General features: G+C 63.3%; 18 protein-coding genes and 1 tRNA gene. 6 read left to right on the top strand and 13 right to left on the bottom strand.

Features of this window, described 5'->3' with window-relative positions; all coding sequences use genetic code 11:
- Positions 1-441: 441 nt before the first annotated feature.
- The gene (locus tag ACQKI2_RS18410; RefSeq protein WP_051612460.1) at positions 442-903 is read right to left on the bottom strand and encodes a type II toxin-antitoxin system RatA family toxin; all 462 of its coding nucleotides are present in this window, start codon (positions 901-903) and stop codon (positions 442-444) included.
- A gap of 3 nt (positions 904-906) precedes the next feature.
- Positions 907-1,878 carry a lipoyl synthase gene (gene lipA / locus ACQKI2_RS18405; RefSeq protein WP_427381084.1) on the bottom strand — a complete coding sequence of 324 codons (972 nt, stop codon included), beginning with the start codon at positions 1,876-1,878 and terminating at the stop codon, positions 907-909.
- Positions 1,879-2,041: 163 nt separating this feature from the next.
- Here lipA and ACQKI2_RS18400 point away from each other — a divergent pair, with 163 nt between their 5' ends.
- The gene (locus ACQKI2_RS18400; protein ID WP_427381082.1) at positions 2,042-3,628 is read left to right on the top strand and encodes an AMP-binding protein; all 1,587 of its coding nucleotides are present in this window, start codon (positions 2,042-2,044) and stop codon (positions 3,626-3,628) included.
- Between the two features lie 187 nt (positions 3,629-3,815).
- Here the strand turns inward: ACQKI2_RS18400 and ACQKI2_RS18395 are convergent, their stop codons facing one another.
- On the bottom strand, positions 3,816-4,658 hold the full coding sequence (locus tag ACQKI2_RS18395) for an alpha/beta fold hydrolase (protein ID WP_427381080.1): 843 nt from the start codon (positions 4,656-4,658) through the stop codon (positions 3,816-3,818).
- Between the two features lie 179 nt (positions 4,659-4,837).
- Positions 4,838-6,526 carry an alpha/beta fold hydrolase gene (locus ACQKI2_RS18390; RefSeq protein ID WP_427381078.1) on the bottom strand — a complete coding sequence of 563 codons (1,689 nt, stop codon included), beginning with the start codon at positions 6,524-6,526 and terminating at the stop codon, positions 4,838-4,840.
- 160 nt (positions 6,527-6,686) lie between these two features.
- Between ACQKI2_RS18390 and ACQKI2_RS18385 the strand changes: the two genes are divergently transcribed.
- On the top strand, positions 6,687-7,319 hold the full coding sequence (locus tag ACQKI2_RS18385) for a TetR/AcrR family transcriptional regulator (RefSeq protein ID WP_427381077.1): 633 nt from the start codon (positions 6,687-6,689) through the stop codon (positions 7,317-7,319).
- 59 nt (positions 7,320-7,378) lie between these two features.
- Here the strand turns inward: ACQKI2_RS18385 and ACQKI2_RS18380 are convergent, their stop codons facing one another.
- On the bottom strand, positions 7,379-8,200 hold the full coding sequence (locus ACQKI2_RS18380; RefSeq protein WP_427381076.1) for a phasin family protein: 822 nt from the start codon (positions 8,198-8,200) through the stop codon (positions 7,379-7,381).
- A 141-nt stretch (positions 8,201-8,341) separates the two neighbouring features.
- On the opposite strand from ACQKI2_RS18380, the gene ACQKI2_RS18375 reads away from it, so the two are divergent.
- Entirely contained in the window at positions 8,342-9,043 is a 702-nt protein-coding gene (locus ACQKI2_RS18375) for a dienelactone hydrolase family protein (protein ID WP_427381074.1), read from the top strand.
- A 112-nt stretch (positions 9,044-9,155) separates the two neighbouring features.
- On the opposite strand, the gene ACQKI2_RS18370 is transcribed toward ACQKI2_RS18375, so the two are convergent.
- The 3 genes from ACQKI2_RS18370 to ACQKI2_RS18360 all read right to left on the bottom strand — a co-directional run bounded on the left by ACQKI2_RS18370 (position 9,156) and on the right by ACQKI2_RS18360 (position 11,362).
- Positions 9,156-9,650, bottom strand: a complete 495-nt coding sequence (locus ACQKI2_RS18370; protein ID WP_427381073.1) for a DUF2948 family protein — start codon at positions 9,648-9,650, stop codon at positions 9,156-9,158.
- A gap of 182 nt (positions 9,651-9,832) precedes the next feature.
- A complete protein-coding gene (gene murA / locus ACQKI2_RS18365) occupies positions 9,833-11,113 on the bottom strand; it encodes a UDP-N-acetylglucosamine 1-carboxyvinyltransferase (protein ID WP_427381072.1) in 1,281 nt (426 codons plus the stop codon).
- 102 nt (positions 11,114-11,215) lie between these two features.
- On the bottom strand, positions 11,216-11,362 hold the full coding sequence (locus ACQKI2_RS18360) for a hypothetical protein (protein WP_199285906.1): 147 nt from the start codon (positions 11,360-11,362) through the stop codon (positions 11,216-11,218).
- A gap of 68 nt (positions 11,363-11,430) precedes the next feature.
- On the opposite strand from ACQKI2_RS18360, the gene ACQKI2_RS18355 reads away from it, so the two are divergent.
- Positions 11,431-11,505: transfer RNA gene (locus ACQKI2_RS18355), tRNA-Thr, on the top strand.
- A gap of 157 nt (positions 11,506-11,662) precedes the next feature.
- Here the strand turns inward: ACQKI2_RS18355 and ACQKI2_RS18350 are convergent.
- The 5 genes from ACQKI2_RS18350 to ACQKI2_RS18330 form a co-directional block, all read right to left on the bottom strand.
- Complete coding sequence (locus ACQKI2_RS18350; RefSeq protein WP_427381071.1) at positions 11,663-11,986, bottom strand: HPF/RaiA family ribosome-associated protein; 324 nt, start codon at positions 11,984-11,986, stop codon at positions 11,663-11,665.
- Positions 11,986-12,216: a hypothetical protein gene (locus ACQKI2_RS18345; protein WP_290918490.1), complete on the bottom strand. Its 231-nt coding sequence runs from the start codon at positions 12,214-12,216 to the stop codon at positions 11,986-11,988. The genes ACQKI2_RS18350 and ACQKI2_RS18345 overlap by 1 nt, the downstream gene beginning before the upstream one ends.
- Positions 12,217-12,311: 95 nt before the next feature.
- The gene (locus tag ACQKI2_RS18340; RefSeq protein WP_427381069.1) at positions 12,312-13,634 is read right to left on the bottom strand and encodes an APC family permease; all 1,323 of its coding nucleotides are present in this window, start codon (positions 13,632-13,634) and stop codon (positions 12,312-12,314) included.
- Between the two features lie 2 nt (positions 13,635-13,636).
- A complete protein-coding gene (gene glpK / locus ACQKI2_RS18335) occupies positions 13,637-15,118 on the bottom strand; it encodes a glycerol kinase GlpK (protein WP_427381068.1) in 1,482 nt (493 codons plus the stop codon).
- 28 nt (positions 15,119-15,146) lie between these two features.
- A complete protein-coding gene (locus tag ACQKI2_RS18330; RefSeq protein WP_427381066.1) occupies positions 15,147-16,511 on the bottom strand; it encodes an amidase family protein in 1,365 nt (454 codons plus the stop codon).
- Positions 16,512-16,632: 121 nt separating this feature from the next.
- Between ACQKI2_RS18330 and ACQKI2_RS18325 the strand changes: the two genes are divergently transcribed.
- Positions 16,633-16,845 carry a ParD-like family protein gene (locus tag ACQKI2_RS18325; protein ID WP_427381065.1) on the top strand — a complete coding sequence of 71 codons (213 nt, stop codon included), beginning with the start codon at positions 16,633-16,635 and terminating at the stop codon, positions 16,843-16,845.
- Positions 16,842-17,633, top strand: a complete 792-nt coding sequence (map, locus tag ACQKI2_RS18320; protein ID WP_427381064.1) for a type I methionyl aminopeptidase — start codon at positions 16,842-16,844, stop codon at positions 17,631-17,633. Before ACQKI2_RS18325 ends, map begins: the two co-directional genes overlap by 4 nt.
- Positions 17,634-18,188 lie beyond the last annotated feature (555 nt).

Here is an 18,188-nt window from a genome sequence, read left to right as displayed (position 1 = left end):
TGTTTTGCGGCGATCCGCATCTGCCAGACGAACACCCACCAGAAGAACGGATGCACGAGCGCGAAATACTCCGCGAGCGCTGGTTCCTTGCTGAGGCGGGCGATACTCATCATGGGACGGAGGATACGCCCGGCGCGGGAGGGGGTGGACAAGGTTTGGAGGGATATTTTGTAAGGGATTGAGGGGATTGGGGATTTTGGGCGGGGCGGGGGCGGGATTTGGGGGATAGGTGTTGCGTGCCCGCTCTATCCTTCGACTTCGCTCAGGATGAGCTCAAAAAACGCTGTGCCAGAGAAGCTCATCCTGAGCGAAGTCGAAGGATGGGCGGGGTGGAAGACCCTCACCTCCAATCGCTTTGCGATGGCCTGCTCCGGGCGTTTGCAGTGCAAACGCTGGTCCTCCGCAGCCTCTCCTACTTCGCGGGAGAGGGGTTAAGGGGTGTCAAGCCGATGGGGTGGAATACCGCCGCCTCGCTTCTTCCAGGAAGGCGCTCAGGATACGGTCGACCGCCAGATCATGATTGGCGGCGGCGAGGAAGGCGATGACGGGGTTTCGGAACTCGTAATTGATTTCGAGGGACACGTCCGAGGCGCCCGCGACGCTTTCGGTGATGCGCCATTCGGCGAAGAGTTTGCGGAACGGGCCGCGCACGAGGGAGGCGGTGACGCGGGCGGCAGGCTCATCGGCGACGACGCGGGTGGTGAAGCGCTCGGTGAAGCCCTTGAAGCCGACGACGACCTCTCCCAGGCATTCGTTCACGCCGGGGCCGGCGGCGCGCTGGTCCGACACGCGCAGGGCGGTGATCCACTTGATGAAGTCCGGATAGCGGGCAATATCGGAGACCAGAGCAAAGCACTGCTCCGGCCCGTAGGGCACCCGCATCGTCTTGGTGAAACGCGGCACGCCTTATGCCTTGCGGGCAGCAAGCTGGGCTTCGCGGGCGGCGCGCAGGCGCTCGAAATCTTCCCCCGCATGGTGGCTGGAGCGCGTCAGCGGGCTGGCCGAGACCATGAGGAAGCCCTTGGCGCGGGCGATCTCTTCATAGGCCTTGAATTCTTCGGGCGGCACGAAGCGGTCAATCGCGGCATGTTTGCGCGTGGGCTGAAGATACTGGCCGATGGTGATGAAATCGACGCCGGCCGAGCGCATGTCATCCATCACCTGCATCACCTCTTCCTTGGTTTCGCCAAGGCCGACCATCAGGCCGGATTTGGTGAACTGGGAGGGATCGCGGTCCTTCACCTTCTGCAGGAGGCGGAGGGAATGGAAATAGCGCGCGCCGGGGCGGATGGAGAGATAGAGGCGCGGAACGGTTTCCAGATTGTGGTTGAACACATCGGGCTTGGCATCGATGACGCGGTTTTCCCAGCCATCCTTGCGCAGGAAATCCGGCGTGAGGATTTCGATCGTCGTGTTCGGCGCGGCAGCGCGGATGGCGTTGATCGTGTTGACGAAGTGCATGGCGCCGCCGTCTTCCAGATCGTCCCGGTCCACCGAGGTGATGACGACATGGGAGAGGCCCATTTCGGCCACGGCCTCGGCCACGCGGCGGGGCTCGTCCCCGTCCACGCCGGGTTTTGGCTTGCCGGTGGCGACGTTGCAGAAGGAGCAGGCGCGGGTGCAGACCTCGCCCAGGATCATCATGGTGGCGTGCTTCTTGTCCCAGCACTCGCCGATATTGGGGCAGCCAGCCTCCTCGCAGACCGTGACGAGGCCCTTCGACTTCACGATATTGCGCGTCTCGGCATAGCCCTCGGAGGTGGGCGCCTTGACGCGGATCCAGTCCGGCTTGCGCAGCACGGGCGTATCGGGACGCGCCTGCTTTTCGGGGTGGCGGGGGCGCGGGGCGCCGCTGCGGGTGTCGATAAGGTTGGCCATGGCCGGAAAATGGCCCTTCTGCTCGATTCCATCAAGCGGAACCCTGTGCAGACGACCCATGCACCGGCGGCTGGACACTGGCAATAACTGTTGCAGATATGACGCAACATGACAGAATATTACACAAATCGGCAGAGACCGGAACGATTCAGGGCGGAAACCTATGCAGCAATCCATCCAGCCACTGGTGCCCGCACCGCTTGACTATAGGCCGCAGCGCACCCGGACTGACGTATTCTCTGCGCTTATTCGCGCCTCGCGCGAGTTTGGCGGGAACAAGGTGGTCCTCGTTGACGGGGACGAGCGGGAGCTGACCTACAAGGACATCATCAAGGGCGCCTTTGCGCTCGGCTCAGCGCTCAAGAAAGGCACGAAGAAGGGCGAGGCGGTGGCCATCATGCTGCCCTCGGGCGCCGGATCGGTGATCGCCTTCTATGCCCTGTCGGCCTATGGCCGCGTGCCCGCGATGCTGAACTTCACCGCCGGATCAAAGAACCTCAAGGCGGCGCTGAAGGCGGCCAAGGTTTCGCGGATCGTGACGGCGCACAAATTCGTGGAGCTGGGCGGGCTGGACGCGCTGGTGGCCGATCTCTCCAAGGTGGCAGAGATTGTCTATCTGGAGGATGTGCGGGAGAACCTGTCGCTCAGCAACAAGCTATCGGCGGTGGCGGGGATGCTGCTGCCGGGGCTGGTGGCGGCGGGGCCGAGCCACAAGAAGCCGGGCGTGATCCTCTTTACCTCCGGCACCGAGGGCGAGCCCAAGGGCGTCGTGCTGAGCCATGAAAATGTGATGGCGAATGTTGAGCAGGTGCGCGCGCATATCGGTCTTGGTCCGGATACGGATGTTCTGTTCAATCCCCTGCCGACGTTCCACTGCTTTGGGTTGACGGTGGGCGCGGTGTTGCCGCTGGTGGCGGGCATCAAGGTGCTGTTCCACCCCTCCCCGCTGCAGCCGAAGGAAATCGTGCGGCGGATACGGGAGAGCGGCTCCACCCTGCTGCTGGCGACCGACACCTTTATTTCGCAATATGCGCGAACGGCCAGCGATGGCGATCTCGACAGCATTCGCCTCGCCGTGTGCGGGGCCGAGCGCGTGAAGGACGAGACGCGCAATTATGTGCGCCGGAAATTCAATATCGAGATCCTTGAAGGCTATGGCGTGACGGAAAGCTCTCCGGTGGCGGCGGCCAACAAATGGGAGGATAACCGTCCGGGCACGGTGGGGGTTCTGATGGCCGAGATGGAGACCAAACTGGTGCCGGTGGAAGGCATTCCCGATGGCGGGCGCCTGCACATTCGCGGGCCCAACGTGATGATGGGCTATGTGCGCGCGACTAACCCCGGCGTGATTGAGCGGCTGATCGATGGCTGGCATGACACCGGCGACATTGTGAACATAGACGAGGACGGGTTTATCCGTATCCTGGGCCGGGTGAAGCGGTTTGCCAAGATCGGCGGGGAGATGGTGTCGCTGGCGGTGGTGGAGAATTGCGCGGCCGCCGTGTGGCCGGACAATATGCACGCCGCCGTGACCCTGCCCGACCCCAAGAAAGGCGAGCAGGTGATCCTGCTGACCGATGCGCCGGGCGCGACGCGCGACCCGATCCTGACCTGGGCACAGAACCACGGCGTGCCGGAAATTTCCGTGCCGCGCCGGGTGTTCCGTGTAGACGCAATTCCGGTGCTGGGCACCGGCAAGGTGGATTATGGCGCCGTGCGGGTTGAAGCCGAACGGCTGATGAACGACTAGGCGGGCTGTTACTCCCCGGACGGAATATCCCAGCTCAATTGCCTTTCTTTCGCCACCTCGATGCACGTGAGCGCATCTGAGGGCGCACCTCCTGCTCTCTCAATCGCTTGCGGCAATAGCCGGAGATGGGCACTCAGATGGCCTGGCGGCCATCGAGTGTGACGGTGGTTGCGGACCCTAGCGGAACCTAAGCAACGTGGCTGAAGGCGCGGGCTTCTTCTTCATCCATGAATTCGCGGATCAGGGCGCCGGTTTCGTCTGCGCGGGTGACCAGGAAGAGGTGGCCGCCGCCTTCGATGACCTTCAGGCGCGCATCCGGCAGGGCAAAGTTCAGGATGTGGCCGTTGGCGAGCGGCACGATGGAATCGGCGTCGCCCATGATGACCAGCGACGGCATGCTCAGGAAACGGATGAAGGGCAGGCTGGACCAGCCCGCAAAGGCGAGGATCTGGTAGAGATAGCCCTTGGGGTCTGGCGGCATGAGACTGTCGATATGGCCGCCTGCGGCGCCGTCAGCCGCGTCCCCATAGAGTTTGGCGAAATTCTCCCGCATGAATTCGGGATCGGAATAACGGCGCGTATCGACCATCTTTGAGAGCGAAGCCGGGCGGCCGGGGACCATGGTGACGCCGGCGGATGTGGCGCAGAGGATGAGGCGCTTGACGCGGCTGCGATACTGGAAGGCGAATTGCTGGGCGAGCGCGCCGCCCCAGGAGACGCCCATGACGTCCATCTCGTCGATGCTGTAACGGTCGACCAGCTTGCGGATCCAGCGGGCGAGCATCCAGTGGCGATAGGGCCATTGGGTGACCGGGCTGCCGCCGACGCCGGGAACATCGAGGGTGAGGATTTCCCGGTCTGGAAACATGTCTCCCAGGCCGGAGGCCAGTTCCAGATTGGCGCCAATGCCGTTGAAGAAGACGAGCGGGCGGCCAGCGACCAGCCCTTTCACCGGCCAATGCGCCACGCGCAGGAGAATGCCGTCGACATCTTCCATCGTGATAAGGGGGGTGCGGACGTTCGATACCATCAGACTTACCTATTCCTGCCGGTTTCTGATTTCCATAGGCGCTCAGCAGTGGCGCCAGTTTGACCGCAGCGCATCCAGAGCGAAGTAAAAGGAGGGCCAAGGCGCGCCCCGGCTCGCCCTTCGGCTTGCCTCAGGATGAGCCGTCCGATGCGCGGGCGCGGGGCCATTTTTGCGTGTCCCTAGTCGTTGAAGACATAGCGGCCGGGCGCCGCATAGAGGGGCGGGAAGGCTTCGTTGCCGAGTTCCCTGGGCGCAGCTTTCAACGGACCGGAGCGTTCTTTCAGCCACTGGCCCCAGAGGGGCCACCAGGAGCCGGACTGTTCCTCGGCACTGGCCGCCCACTCATCCGCCGTCGGCTTGATTTCCTTGCCACGGAAATACTTCGCCTTCGGATTACCCGGCGGATTGATCAGGGATTGCAGATGGCCGCTGGAGGAGAGGATGAATTCGACATTCTTGGAGCCGAGCAGCGCGGGCGTGCGGTAGCAGGCTTTCCAGGGGGTGATGTGATCCGTGACACCGGCCACGACGAAAGCGTCTGCCGTGACCTTGCCGAGGTCTGCCATATGGCCGGCGACTTCCACCTCTCCTGGATGATCGAAGGGCTGGTTCAGGGCCACGTCGAGATAATCGGAATGCAGGGCGGCGGGAAGATTGGTCGTGTCATTGTTCCAGAACAGAACGTCATAGGGCGGAGGATCTTCGCCCATCAGGTAGTTGTTGACGACATAGTTCCAGATGAGATCGTTCGGGCGCATCCAGGCGAACATGCGGGCGAGGTCATCGCCCTTCAGGATGCCGCGCGACTTTGAATATTTCCGCGCGATTTCGAGGCTGCCATCCGACACGATCTGGCCAATGTCGCTGTCATCCCTCTGGGGGTTAAGGACGCAGACCATGAAGGTGAGCGAGTTGATGCGCTTGTCGCCTGCCGCTGCCAGAAGGCTGGCGAAGGTAGCGGTGGTGATACCGCCCGAGCAGGCGCCGGAGACGTTGAGCTTGGGCGATTTGGTGATCTTGCGGACGACTTCGCTGGCCTGGATCAGGCTGTCGATATAGTCGCCAAGGCCCCAATCCTTGTGCTTTTTCGTGGGGTTGCGCCAGGAGATCACGAAGGTCTGCTGTTCCATGGCGAGCAGGAACTGAACCATTGACGTCATCGGCGTCAGGTCCATCGCATAGAATTTGTTGATCTGTGGGGGGATGATCAGGATGGGGGTCTTGTGGACCTTCTCGGTGAGCGGAGCATACTGGATCAGCTCCAGCATCTCGTTTTTCCAGACCACCTGCCCTTTCGAGACGGCAAGGTTTTCGCCGACCTTGAAGGGGCGCTTGTCGACCTGCGCGGGCAAGCCGCCATTCTTGGTGAGGTCGTCGTAAAGGTTTTTCATGCCCTTGAGCAGCGACAGGCCGCCGGAATCGACCACGCGCTTGGCAGCGGCGGGATTGCCCACAAGGGTGTTCGTCGGCGCGATGGCATCGGTGATCATGCCCATCACGAATTTGGCGCGGGCCTGTTCCAACTCGCCCATCTGGATCTCGTTGACCCAGTTGTGGAGGTGTTCCTGTGTGGCGAGGTAAGACTGCATGCCACGCTTGTAGAAGGGGTTATGCTCCCAGGCGGGGTCCTTGAAGCGGCGGTCTTTCTTGTCAGCTTCGCGCTTGGACTTGCCGAGCAGGATTTCGGTGTTCTCGCTGGTGATCTTGCTGACCATCTTCGCGGTGGTGACCGGGTTCGTCATGGTCGTGCGCAGCATCATGGCGACAGCGCCGAGCAGTTCCTGGCGGTTGAAGCCGCCCAGCAGCGGGTTCAAAGCTGCCGTGTTTTCAGCCGCATTGCGGGCGATTTCGTCTTTCGGTGACGTCACGTCTATTCCTCCCCAAGGCCTTCCGGACTGTCACCGGGTTCCTGCCCCAGCCGCCGGATTTTAACCATGATCCCTTTCTTTTCCTGAAAGAGAACACGGTGAAGTTTATGATAAAATTGGTTTCACAGTCAGTTTTCTCTGTCAAACTGCTTCACTGGACATGAAAACGCGCGACCGTATCCTTCAGGTGAGCCTGCTTCTCTTCAATGAAGAGGGCGAGGCGCAGCTGTCTTCTGTAGATGTCGCCAATGCGCTGGAGATCAGCCCCGGTAACCTCTACTATCATTTCAAGGGCAAGGACGCGATCATCCGGGCCCTTTATGACCGGTTTGAAGAGGAGATGCGCGTTATCCTGCGCGGCTCCAGCGGGGGTGTTGCCTCGATCGAGGACAACTGGGTCTACATCTACATCCTGCTGGAAGAGATATACGACTTCCGCTTCTTCTACCGGGATCTTGCGGGCATGATGTCCCGCTACCCTGATCTGGCTGGCCGTTTCCGCGCGTTGATTGCGGAGAAACGGGCCACCATCCAGCGCATCCTTGACGACCTCGCGCGGCTTGGCGTGATCGAGATTGATCCGCGCCTGAAGCCGCCCCTGACCCAGCAGATCATCACCACACTGACCTTCTGGCTGGCTGGCGACGCGCTTTCCAGAGAGGCACATGACGGCCCTGCCCTGATCCACAATACTGTGTTTCAGGTAATGTGCCTGATCGTGCCCTATATGGGAGAGAATGGCCCTGCCGCACTCAGCGGCATGATCCGCCATTTCAAGGAAGCTCAGTCCTGATACGGACGGATTGAGGCAGGCAGGCTACCGTCTGGCAGCCTGCCCAATCCCAAAAGTGTTTAGCTGGCGAGGGCTTTCGCCTGCTTGGCCCACTCACCTTTCAGCACGCGGCCACGGGCGCCGATTGCTGCGTCGAGCGCTTCAAGCTCCGCTTTCTTCATGGCGGCGATCTGCGCAAAGCGCGTGATGCCGGCTTCGTTCAGTTTCTTCGCCATGGCCGGGCCGACACCGGTGATCTGCGTCAGATCGTCGGCGACTTCGGCTTCGATCGGCTCCATGGCAGCCTTGACGGCCTTGGAAGCACGGGTGGCGACGCGCCTGGCCGTCTTGGCAACATCAGCGCCGGTTTCGGTGGCGACCGCTTCGATCTCGGCCGTGAGACGGGCGATACGCTCTTTCAGGTGCAGGTCGCTGGCCTTGGTGCGGGCCTTGGCGGTGACGCTGGCGACTTCGTCTTCGAGCTTGTCAACGCGGCGGGCGAAGGCTTCACGGGCGGTGCCGAGGCCTTTGACGCCGAGCAGGTCGCGCATACGTTCCATGCGGGCTTCAAACTGGGTCTGGGCTTTCGACTGGAACTCGCGGGCGGATTCGACCGCCTTGGCGACGTTGCCGGAGGCTTTGGTGAAGCCTTCATTACCGGCGAGGCGGGCGCGCACATCCTGCTCGATTTCGGCGCCGCGCTTGACGAGGTCTTCGAACACTTCGGCAGACTGCTTGTTCACGACGGTGGCGCCAGCGAGGGCGGAGTCGTAGGCTTTACCATAGGCGCCGACGCCGGCGAGCCAGATCTTGTAGGCCATCTCGGTGGATTGGGCCTCAATTGCCTTGCCGGCGGCCTTTGCTTTGGCGCGGGCGGCGGTTTTGGTGGTCTTCTTGGCCATGAATATCTCCCTGGCGGCTTGGTCTATGACGCCGGATGTAGGGAAAAAGTCTAGAAAGCGCATACTAATCGCGGCCCGGCGCTTGAATCCCGCTGCGGAAGCCCTCTATCCACTGGGGCAGACAATCAGAGGAGACCTCCCATGAGCGCAGTTGATTACCAGGTGGACGGCAAGACCTATGAAGGCTGGCTGGTGAAACCCGAAGGCAAGACGAACGCCCCTGTGGTGGTGATCGCTCATGCCTGGGGGGGCCTCACCGATAATGAGAAGCAGAAGGCCGCCATCGTGGCGAAAGAGTTCGGCTATGCCGCTTTTGCCATGGATGTTTACGGCAAAGGCAAGCGCGGCGAGACGGTGGAACAGTGCCAGGCGCTGATGAACCCGCTGGTGGGCGACCGGGCCGAGTTGCAGAAGCGGCTTGCGGGCGGGCTGGCGGCGGCGAAAGCTCAGGACGGCGTGGACGGCGCGAAGGCAGCCGCCATCGGTTTCTGCTTTGGCGGGCTCTGCGTGCTGGACATGGCGCGGGCGAACCAGGACGTGCTGGGCGTTGCGTCCTTCCACGGCCTCTTCCGCCCGGCGGAGAATATTCCGCAGCCGAAGATCAAGACGAAGGTGCTGATCGAGCATGGCTGGCTGGACCCGATGGCGACGCCGGAGGATTTCCTGGCGATCTCCAAGGAGTTTGCCGGCGCGGACTGGCAGGCGCATGTGCATGGTCATTCCTACCACTCGTTCACCACCGTGGGCGCGAACAATGCCGAAATGGGCACGATGTATAACGCGGACGCCGACCGGCGCAGCTTTGCCTATCTGAAGACGTTCCTGGCCGAACTCTTCGGCTGATCCTTCACCGGATAGTCCGGATACGGAAAAGGCGGAAAACCCATTTGGGCTTTCCGCCTTTTTTCTTGGCCGGTTTTTTGGGGATGCCAGCAGCAGCGGCGATGCCCTGCCCCTAGCGTTTGCGGCGCTCGTGGCTCGGCAGGTTGCGGGTGGGCCAGACATAGTCGCTGTCGAGCAGGGTTGCGTCGACCGCCTCCACCGTCAGCTCAAACTCGCCATCGCCGGCAAAGAGCAGCGTGATCTTGCCGCCCGGCGGCTCGGCATCGGGCGAGAACTCGATATTCAGCAGAGAGAGGATCAGTTCGGGATCGGCTTTGGTGATGCCGCGCGTTTTCACCGCCAGCACGCCATCAAAGCCGAGGATCGCGCGCACCCGCTCGCCCGGCTGGCCCTTGCGGGTGGGCGCGGTTTCCCAGCGGTAGCGGTTGATCTCCAGGCTGAAGCGGCGGTGTTTCTGCTCGTATTTCAGGTTCCCGGCCTTCACGACCGAATCCTGCACGGCAGCCGCGATGATCTTCAGGTCTTCGGCTTCTTCGGTGAAGAGGCGGAGGGGTTTGGGCTCGGTCATCGGTTCTCCCAGCGGAACTTTGGCCTTGAATTTGTTCATTGCCGTATTCGGCGGGGAACCTCAACGGAAAGATGCGGCCATGAAGCCCCTTCTCCTGCGGGAGAAGGGGTTGGGGATGAGGGGGCGCAACGCCTTACAGGTCGCTCTCCCTCACCCCCAGCCCTTGCTCGGGAAATCGCAAGCCCAAGGGAGAGGGGTGGACGTCGCGCCATGTGGAAAGATCATTCATCATCCCCAGACCGCCGCTCGATCCTTGCGCCGCAATTGCCCAGCTTCTCTTCCAGGCGCTCAAAGCCGCGGTCGAGGTGGTAGATGCGGTTGACGATGGTTTCGCCCTGCGCGGCGAGGCCGGCGATGACGAGGGAGACCGAGGCGCGCAGGTCTGTGGCCATCACGGGCGCGCCGGTGAGCTGGGCGACGCCCTTCACCACCGCTTCCTGGCCGCGCACGGTGATGTCTGCGCCGAGGCGCGCAAGCTCCGGGGCGTGCATGAAGCGGTTTTCGAAGATCGTCTCGCGGATGATGCTCGTCCCGTTTGCCAGCGTCATCAGGGCCATGAACTGAGCCTGCAGGTCTGTCGGGAAGCCGGGATGGGGCTGGGTGGACAGGCTGACGGCTTTCAGCGGCGTGCCGTTGCGGCGGATGCGGAGGGTGGCGGCGGCCTCATCGGCATCGACCGTTACGCCCGCTTCGCGCAGCTTGGCGATCATCGCGCCGAGGGCTGCCACGGGGGCGCCTTCCAGCGTCACATCCCCGCCGGCGGCGGCAGCGGCCATGGCGAAGGTGCCCGCCTCGATCCGGTCCGGCATCACGGGATAGGTGGTGCCTTTCAGCGAGTCGGCGCCCTTGATGCGGATGATCGGCGTGCCTGCCCCGGTGATCTGCACGCCCATGGTGTTGAGGCAGTGGGCGAGATCCTCAATCTCGGGCTCACGCGCGGCGTTTTCGAGGATGGTTTCGCCCTTAGCCAGCGTGGCGGCGAGCATCGCATGCTCCGTCGCGCCGACGGAAACTGTGGAAAAGTTGATATGCGCGCCCTTCAGGCCGTGAATGGCGGCGGCCTTCACATAGCCCTGCTCCACCCGCAGGTCTGCGCCCATGGCTTCCAGCGCCTGCAGGTGCAGGTCCACAGGCCGCGCGCCAATCGCGCAGCCACCGGGCAGCGACACCGTGGCATGGCCCGAGCGCGCCACCAGGGGTCCCAGCACATTGAAGCTCGCCCGCATCTTCCGCACCTGTTCATAGGGCGCGATGGTGGATTTCAGCTCCGCCGCGTTGAGGTGGCAGGTGGACGAGCCCTTGGGCCAGTAAACTTCCACCCCCAGCGTTTCCAGCAGCTGCGCCAGGAAGCGCGTGTCCGCCAGATTCGGCATGTTGGTGAATTCCACCGGCTGATCCGTCAGGAGGCAGGCGACCATGAGCTTCAGCGCCGAGTTTTTCGCGCCGGAGACGGGAATGCGGCCGCTCAAGGGGCTGCCGCCAATGATGTGAAGACGATCCATGGCGGCAGATATACCGTGCTTCGCGGCTTTGTAAGGGCCGGATTGTGAAGGGAAATGCGTTTTAGGCGCAGATTTGCGGCGCCGCGCGCGTGGGCCGGGGTCTCACCCGCCGGAATCGCCGGATTTGGGCGGGGCAGCGGCCCCTTCCTTGCGGGCGGCAGCCTTGCGCCGGCGCAGATTCGCCCGCAGCGCCTCGGCCCGGCGAGCCTCGCGCTCCTGCTGTTCGGTTTTCTTCGAATTGTCTGTCATATTCAGCGGCAAAATGGTCTTTTCATATCGGCAGGCTTACGCTAAAGCCCCGGAACCCAACCGGCAATGCCGCCTTAGCTCAGGGGTAGAGCGCATCATTGGTAATGATGAGGTCGAGAGTTCAATTCTCTCAGGTGGCACCATCGGACTCCGGTTCTGCGAAGCAGAAGAATTTGATCCGAGGGATCAAATTCAGGAGGACGATGCCCAAGCGTAAGCGCCGGGCTCCTCTCCATTCCCAACGCAAAATGCCCGACCCTGACCAGGACCGGGCATTTGTGATTTGAAGGCTTCGCCCGCCTACTTCCGAACGCGGTCTGCCTTGCCGAAGGTGGCGTCCAGGCGGGCGACCAGTTTTTGCAGGGCGGAGCCGACGGCCTCTTCGGGGGTGGCGGCGCGGTCGCTGGCGGTCAGCGGGGCGCCATTATAGGGCCGGGCTTCGATCACCGCTTCGATGCCATCTGGCCCTTCGCGGCGGGTGCCGTCTGTATCGCGGACATGCACTTCGATGCGCGAAAGGCGCGGCTTGAACCGCTCCAGCCGCTCGCGGAAGCGGGTTTCGAAATGCGCTTGCATGCGCGCGTCGCCGTCCACCTTGTTACCGGTATTGAACTGGAAATCCATCAGCGCACCTTTCGGCTGCGTTCGAGAACCGGGCGATGGCCTTCCGCGTCCAGCGCGCCCATGGGCGGCTCGTTGGCGCGCGCCTCCTGGATCTGGCCTTCGCCAGCCGTGCGGGATTCGGGCGTCTGGGTTTCGCGCTCGCGCTCAGCCTTCTGTTTCAGCTCGAGCGCGTGGCGGGCGTGATCGGCCTGGGTTTTTTCGTCTTTTCCGGATGAACTGGAGTTGCTCATGCAGTGCCTCCCGTTTTGGCGTCATGCCGCCGGTTTGGCGGTCACTGTAAAGCCAACGCGGGAGGCGCGGCGGGGTTCCGCAGGTTACGCATCCCTCATCTGCGCCGCCCGCCCAGCAGCGGCAGCACCGCCAGCCCCACAATCAGCACGCCGAGGCCGAAGAAGGCCCCGCCCTGCACATACAGCACCGCCGAGACCAGCATGGCCGAACTGGTGAGGATGAACAGCAGCGGCAGCAGCGGATAGAGCGGTACGCGGAAAGGCCGGGGCGCGGCGGGCTCTTTCATGCGTAGACGGATGAGCGCGGCGCCGCTGGCAATCAGGAACACCCAGTAGACCGGCGCGGTATAATCCACCAGCGTTTCAAAGCCGCGATAGGCCGCGCCAAAGCCGACGAGCAGAAGGGAGATGATGCCCTGCGCCAGAATGGCGTTGCGCGGGCTGCGGGCTTTTTCGTCCCAGCGGCCGATCCATGAGAGCGCGGGCAGGCGCGCGGCGGCGGCATAGGTGGTGCGCGCGCCCACGAGGATGGTGGCGTTGACCGAGGTGGCCGCCGCAGCAACGACGGCGAGGGCGAGGATGACGCCGGCCTTTTCCCCGAAGGCGATGGCCATCAGGTCTGCCGCAGGGGCAGACGCGCCGGAAAGGCCATCCAGCCCCAGGCCGCGCAGCATGGCCCAGGCCGTCAGCAGGTAAAGCCCCGTGATGAGGACGATGGCGATTACCAGGCCGCGCACCATGCCGCGCTGGCCGTCTTTCACCTCTGCCGAAAGCGTGGCCGATTCCGTCCACCCGCCAAAGGCCAGCAGCACGAAGACGAGGCCATAGCCGATGCCGCCCAGGCCGGGCATGTAAGGCGCCCCCGGCGCCAGCGGCGGGGTGCCCTGAAGGGCAATCTTGGCGCCGGCCGCCACCAGCACCAGAAGACCGATGATCAGTATGATGACAAGGCTGCTGTCGCTCGCCTCCCCTGCAGGCCGCAATTTCAGGGCTGTGAGGCCGATGACGCTGGCGAAGGCATAGATCGCCGGGCCATGGGGGCCGAGATCGATCACGCGGTCCATATAGTCGCCGATCACGAAACCGAGCAGTGCTATGGCACCGGTGTTGATGACTGCGAGGCGCGCCCAGGCGAAGAGGAAGGCAAACCGCCTTCCCCAGGCCCGCTCCAGGAAGTGATAATCCCCGCCCGCATGGGGAAAAGCGGCGGCAAGTTCCGAATAGCACAGCGCGCCCATCAGAGAGATGAGCCCGCCGGCGATCCAGAGCAGGTAAACCGCCGCTTCCGACCCCGCATTGGCCGCCACCAGCGCCGGGGATTTGAATATGCCCGCGCCCACAACCATCGCGATGGTCACCACCACGATATACCGCGTTGTCAGGCTGCGGATGGGGGAGGACGGCGCGGCGCCTGACATCCTCAGGCCAACGCGCGGTGAAGGGCGGCCTGCCACCCTTTCAGGAGGCCCTCGCGGGCGGCGGTGTCCATACGGGGCTCAAAGCGTTTGCCTGGCACTTCGCGGGCGGCCCAGTCTGCCGCGCTCAGCCAGCCGATCTGCATCGCCGCCGCTGCCGCTGCGCCGAGCGCCGTCATCTCGCGATAATCCGGCCGCAAAACGGGGAGCGCGCAGATATCGGCCAGGAACTGCATCAGCCAGTCATTCCCGACCATGCCGCCATCGACGCGCAGTTCTGCAATCGGGGCGCCGTCACCAGCGAAGGCGGCGAGCAGATCATGTGTCTGGTAGGCAACCGATTCCAGCCCGGCGCGCACGAGATGTGCCGCTGTGGCCGCGCGCGTCAGCCCCGCGATGACGCCGCGCGCCTCGGCATTCCAGTGCGGCGCGCCGAGGCCCGTGAAGGCGGGCACCATATAGACCCCGCCATTATCCTTCAAGCTGGCGGCGGCCGCTGCGCTTTCGTCCGCCCTCTGAATAAGCCCCAGATCATCGCGCAGCCATTTGATGACCGTGCCGGCATTGAAGATGGAGCCTTCCAGCGCCATCGCTGCGCCGCCGGGCAACTCGTAGCCTACCGTGCCGAGCAGGCGGTTTTCCGAGACAGGCCGCGCCGCGCCGGTATTGGCCACCAGGAAGGCGCCCGTGCCGAAGGTGATCTTCGCCTGGCCGGGCTTCAAGCAGCCCTGCCCCACGAGCGCTGATTGCTGATCCCCCAGGATCGAGGCCACCGGGATCGCCTGGCCAAACAGCGCCGCCTCCGCCATGCCGAAATCCGCCGCGCTGGACTTCACCTCGGGCAGCAGCGCCTGGGGCACGCCGATCATCGCCGCCATTGCCGCGCTCCAGCCGCCCTCGCCGCCAAGGCCCAGCCGGTAAAGCAGCGTGCGCGAGGCGTTCGTGACATCCGTGGCATGCACCCTTCCGCCCGTCAGGCGCCAGAGCAGGAAGCTGTCGATGGTGCCGAAGGCGAGTTCGCCCGCCTCTGCCCTTTCCCGCGCGCCGGGCACGTTGCTCAGTACCCAGTTGATCTTGGTGCCGGAGAAGTAGGGGTCCAGCAGCAGGCCGGTTTCGGCCTGCACATCGGCTTCATAGCCTTTCTCTTTCAGCCCGTCACAGAAGGCCGCCGTGCGCCGGTCCTGCCAGATGATGGCCGGGGCGAGCGGCTTGCCGGTTTTCCGGTCCCAGACGAGCGTGGTTTCCCGCTGGTTGGTGATGCCGATGGCCGCGATGCGCGCCGCCCCGCCCGCCTTGGCGATCACCGCACGGCAGACAGACAGCGTGCGCGTCCAGATTTCCTCGCCATCCTGCTCCACCCAGCCATCCTGGGGATAGCCCAGCGCCACCTCTTCCTGGGCCAGGGCCACCTCGCGGAAATCGCGGTCATATACGATGGCCCGTGTGGAGGTGGTGCCCTCATCGATGACGAGAATAAAATCGCTCATTCGCCCTGCCTTCTGTTTCCGCGCCGGTTTAGACTGTCAGCCCCGCCGCTTCCAGCAGCGACGCGAATTGCAGCGTGGTTCTGTCTCCATGGGGCGCGCCGATCAGCTGAAAACCGATGGGCAGGCCGCCGGCGCTCTTGGCCACCGGCACGCAAGTTGATGGCAAGCCCGCAAAGGTGGCAATCGCGGCCCAGGCAAGTTGTGAGCCATAGGGCAGAACTGCCTCATCAATCTCGAGGATCCGCTTGCTCCAGTCCGGTTCCTCCTTGTGCGGAAAGGCGGGTGTGGAGAAAGCGGGCGAGAGGAGAATGTCCGCATCCTCGAAGAAGGCAGCCCATTGCCGGGTGATGGTGAGTTGGTCGTCCTGAAGGTTCATCCAGTCATGCGCGCTGATCGGCGCCGCCGCCGGGTCTCCGCGCGAAATCACAGTCATCAGCATGCGCACATAGGTGGGCACCATTTCGGCGAGGTCTGGCATCCCCGCCGCTCCCTCGCTCACGGTCACGCCTTCTGCACGCAGCGCGTTCACCAGCCCCGCAAGCCCCGCGCGCGTATCCCCGTCTACCGGCACGCCCGGCATTTCGGCAATCACGCGCACGCGAAAATTCTTGAGCCCTCCGGTCCGCGCTTCCGGCAGGTCCAGCCGGTATCCGCTGCCCGCTTCCGGCCCGGCGATCACCTCCAGCGCCGCCACAAGATCGCTGACGTTCCGCGCCATCGGGCCAACCACGGCCAGCGGCGCGTCGCACCCATCCGTTCCCGGGAACAGATGCCCGCGCTGGGGCACGATGCCGTAGGTGGGCTTGTGCCCGAACACGCCGCACATATGCGCCGGAAAGCGGATGGACCCGCCAATGTCCGATCCGATCTCCAGCGGCACCATTCCGGTGGCCAGCGCCGCCGCCGCCCCGCCGGAGGAGCCGCCGGGCGAGCGGGCATGGTCAAACGGGTTTACCGTGCGCCCATAGATGGGGTTCACGCTCTGCCAGTCTCCCAAGGCCACGGGCACATTCGTCTTTCCAAGGATGATCGCGCCTTCCCCCTTCAGGCGCTCAACCACCACAGCATCCCGCGCCGCGTTCAGATCCTTGAACTGCTCAAAGCCCCAGGTGGAGGGCAGGCCCGCCACGTCATTGGATTCCTTCACAGTCATCGGCACGCCCAGGAAGCGGCGCGGATCGCCGGGCTTGCGGCTGGCGTCCAGCGCTTTTGCCGCCGCCCGCGCCCGTTCGAAATCGCGCACCACTACGGCGTTGATGGCCCCGTCCACGGCCTCGATGCGCGCGATGGCCGCCTCGGCCGCCTCCAGCGCGGAAATCTCTCCGGCGCGCACGGCCTCTGCCGTTTCCAGCGCGCCCGCTTTTGCGAGATCGGAACTCGTCTTTGCGGCCATATCGTCCTCCCTGTTGCGGGCGAGCCTAGCACGGGGGCAGAGAAGCTCAACGCATATGCCCGCTTGCGCGGTGCATCTGAAACATATACGAACCATATATGTTCCAGATAGTGAGGCCACCATGGGCATTGTGAATATAGAAGACGACCTGCACGATCAGGTGCGCAAGGCGAGCGCGGTTTCCTGCCGCTCGATCAATGCGCAGGCCGCCTGGTGGATCCGCATCGGCAAGCTGGCCGAGATGAACCCCACCCTTTCCTTCAACGAGATCGTGCAGCGGGAGATGGCCGCCGCCGGCGTCACGCCTGATCCCCTGCGCGCGCAAGCGGCATGATCAAGAGCGCGGAAGAATTGGCGCTGATGGCGGGGTCGGGGCGCCTGCTCGCCTCCGTATTCGGCCTGATCGACCAGATGCCTCTGATTGGCATGAATACGCTGGAGGTGAACGACCGGGTGGAGCGTTTCATCCGCGAGGATCTGAAATCCCGCCCCGCCAGCCTTGGCCAGTATGGCTTTGAATACGTCCTCAATTCATCCGTGAACGATGTGATCTGCCATGGCGTCCCCTCCGCGAAGGATATCCTGCGCGATGGCGACATCGTGAACTTTGACATCACCCTGGAGAAGAATGGCTATATCGCCGATTCCAGCAAGACCTACATGATCGGCACTGTGGCAACGCCTGCCCGCCGCCTGGTGCGCACCACTTATGAAGCCATGTGGAAGGGCATCCGCGCCGTCCGCCCCGGCGCCACGCTGGGCGACGTTGGCCACGCCATCGAGCGCCATGCGAAGCAGGCGGGCTATTCCGTCGTCCGCGATTTCTGCGGCCACGGCATCGGCCGCGAAATGCATGAGGAACCCTCGGTGCTCCATTTCGGCAAGCCGGGCACCGGAATGCGCCTGCGCCCCGGCATGACGTTTACGATTGAGCCAATGGTCAATGAAGGCAAACGCAGTTCGTATACAGAAGAGGATGGCTGGACCGTCCGCACCGAAGACGGGAAACTGTCGGCGCAGTTCGAACATACAGTCGCCGTGACAGAGCGCGGCGTGGATGTGCTGACACTGAGGCCGGAAGAGGCGCATCTGGTGAAGGAAAACGCCCGCAGGGTGGGTTAGCCGAAGGCGTAACCCGCCACACCCAAAAGGCTACACCCCCTATAGTCTCTACCGGCACAGCCGGCCCAAGCTATCTCGGGAAGTCTATATTTCGATTGGAATACAGCTGCCGAATCTTATCGCCACAAAGCAGAAATGCGAATGGCATCAGTTTCCACTAGGGGCTGCATCAGAGGTATGAACCTCCTCATGTTTCGCGTCGGCGCCCCTGTGCTCAGCAGTAAAATTCGGGAACGTAGAGCCGCCACGATGGGCTACAAACGCGGTGGCGATCCCAAAGAATAGGGCTGCGCCACCCATCAAGGTTGCTGCTGCCCAAGGACTACCAGCAAAAACGCTGTAGATCATTACCAGAAAGGCAAGAGTCCCCAGGTACCGTCCTGTATTCTGTCCCCGGAGTTCCATTTGGCGACGATGAGCACTCTCCGCCAACAAATCGTTCTGATAAGCACTAAGAAAATGACCCAGCCCCCTGAATTCCGGCCATGATTTTGCAGACTCTCTCGATTAGAGAGGATGACACATGCGCAAGAGCAGATTTTCAGACGAGCAGAT

Source organism: Hyphomonas sp. NPDC076881, assembly GCF_050269995.1.
GTDB lineage: Bacteria > Pseudomonadota > Alphaproteobacteria > Caulobacterales > Hyphomonadaceae > Hyphomonas.
The sequence above is the reverse complement of the archived record's forward strand: the minus strand, read 5'-3'. Positions and strand labels throughout refer to the sequence as shown.

What these genes read in the sequence shown, in the direction of transcription:
- lipA (WP_427381084.1), bottom strand. Translation starts at nt 1,878, where the DNA reads ATGGCCAACCTTATCGACACCCGCAGCGGCGCCCCGCGCCCCCGCCAC.
- ACQKI2_RS18400 (WP_427381082.1), top strand. Translation starts at nt 2,042, where the DNA reads ATGCAGCAATCCATCCAGCCACTGGTGCCCGCACCGCTTGACTATAGG.
- ACQKI2_RS18395 (WP_427381080.1), bottom strand. Translation starts at nt 4,658, where the DNA reads ATGGTATCGAACGTCCGCACCCCCCTTATCACGATGGAAGATGTCGAC.
- ACQKI2_RS18385 (WP_427381077.1), top strand. Translation starts at nt 6,687, where the DNA reads ATGAAAACGCGCGACCGTATCCTTCAGGTGAGCCTGCTTCTCTTCAAT.
- ACQKI2_RS18380 (WP_427381076.1), bottom strand. Translation starts at nt 8,200, where the DNA reads ATGGCCAAGAAGACCACCAAAACCGCCGCCCGCGCCAAAGCAAAGGCC.
- ACQKI2_RS18375 (WP_427381074.1), top strand. Translation starts at nt 8,342, where the DNA reads ATGAGCGCAGTTGATTACCAGGTGGACGGCAAGACCTATGAAGGCTGG.
- ACQKI2_RS18370 (WP_427381073.1), bottom strand. Translation starts at nt 9,650, where the DNA reads ATGAACAAATTCAAGGCCAAAGTTCCGCTGGGAGAACCGATGACCGAG.
- murA (WP_427381072.1), bottom strand. Translation starts at nt 11,113, where the DNA reads ATGGATCGTCTTCACATCATTGGCGGCAGCCCCTTGAGCGGCCGCATT.
- ACQKI2_RS18360 (WP_199285906.1), bottom strand. Translation starts at nt 11,362, where the DNA reads ATGACAGACAATTCGAAGAAAACCGAACAGCAGGAGCGCGAGGCTCGC.
- ACQKI2_RS18350 (WP_427381071.1), bottom strand. Translation starts at nt 11,986, where the DNA reads ATGGATTTCCAGTTCAATACCGGTAACAAGGTGGACGGCGACGCGCGC.
- ACQKI2_RS18345 (WP_290918490.1), bottom strand. Translation starts at nt 12,216, where the DNA reads ATGAGCAACTCCAGTTCATCCGGAAAAGACGAAAAAACCCAGGCCGAT.
- ACQKI2_RS18340 (WP_427381069.1), bottom strand. Translation starts at nt 13,634, where the DNA reads ATGTCAGGCGCCGCGCCGTCCTCCCCCATCCGCAGCCTGACAACGCGG.
- glpK (WP_427381068.1), bottom strand. Translation starts at nt 15,118, where the DNA reads ATGAGCGATTTTATTCTCGTCATCGATGAGGGCACCACCTCCACACGG.
- ACQKI2_RS18330 (WP_427381066.1), bottom strand. Translation starts at nt 16,511, where the DNA reads ATGGCCGCAAAGACGAGTTCCGATCTCGCAAAAGCGGGCGCGCTGGAA.
- ACQKI2_RS18325 (WP_427381065.1), top strand. Translation starts at nt 16,633, where the DNA reads ATGGGCATTGTGAATATAGAAGACGACCTGCACGATCAGGTGCGCAAG.
- map (WP_427381064.1), top strand. Translation starts at nt 16,842, where the DNA reads ATGATCAAGAGCGCGGAAGAATTGGCGCTGATGGCGGGGTCGGGGCGC.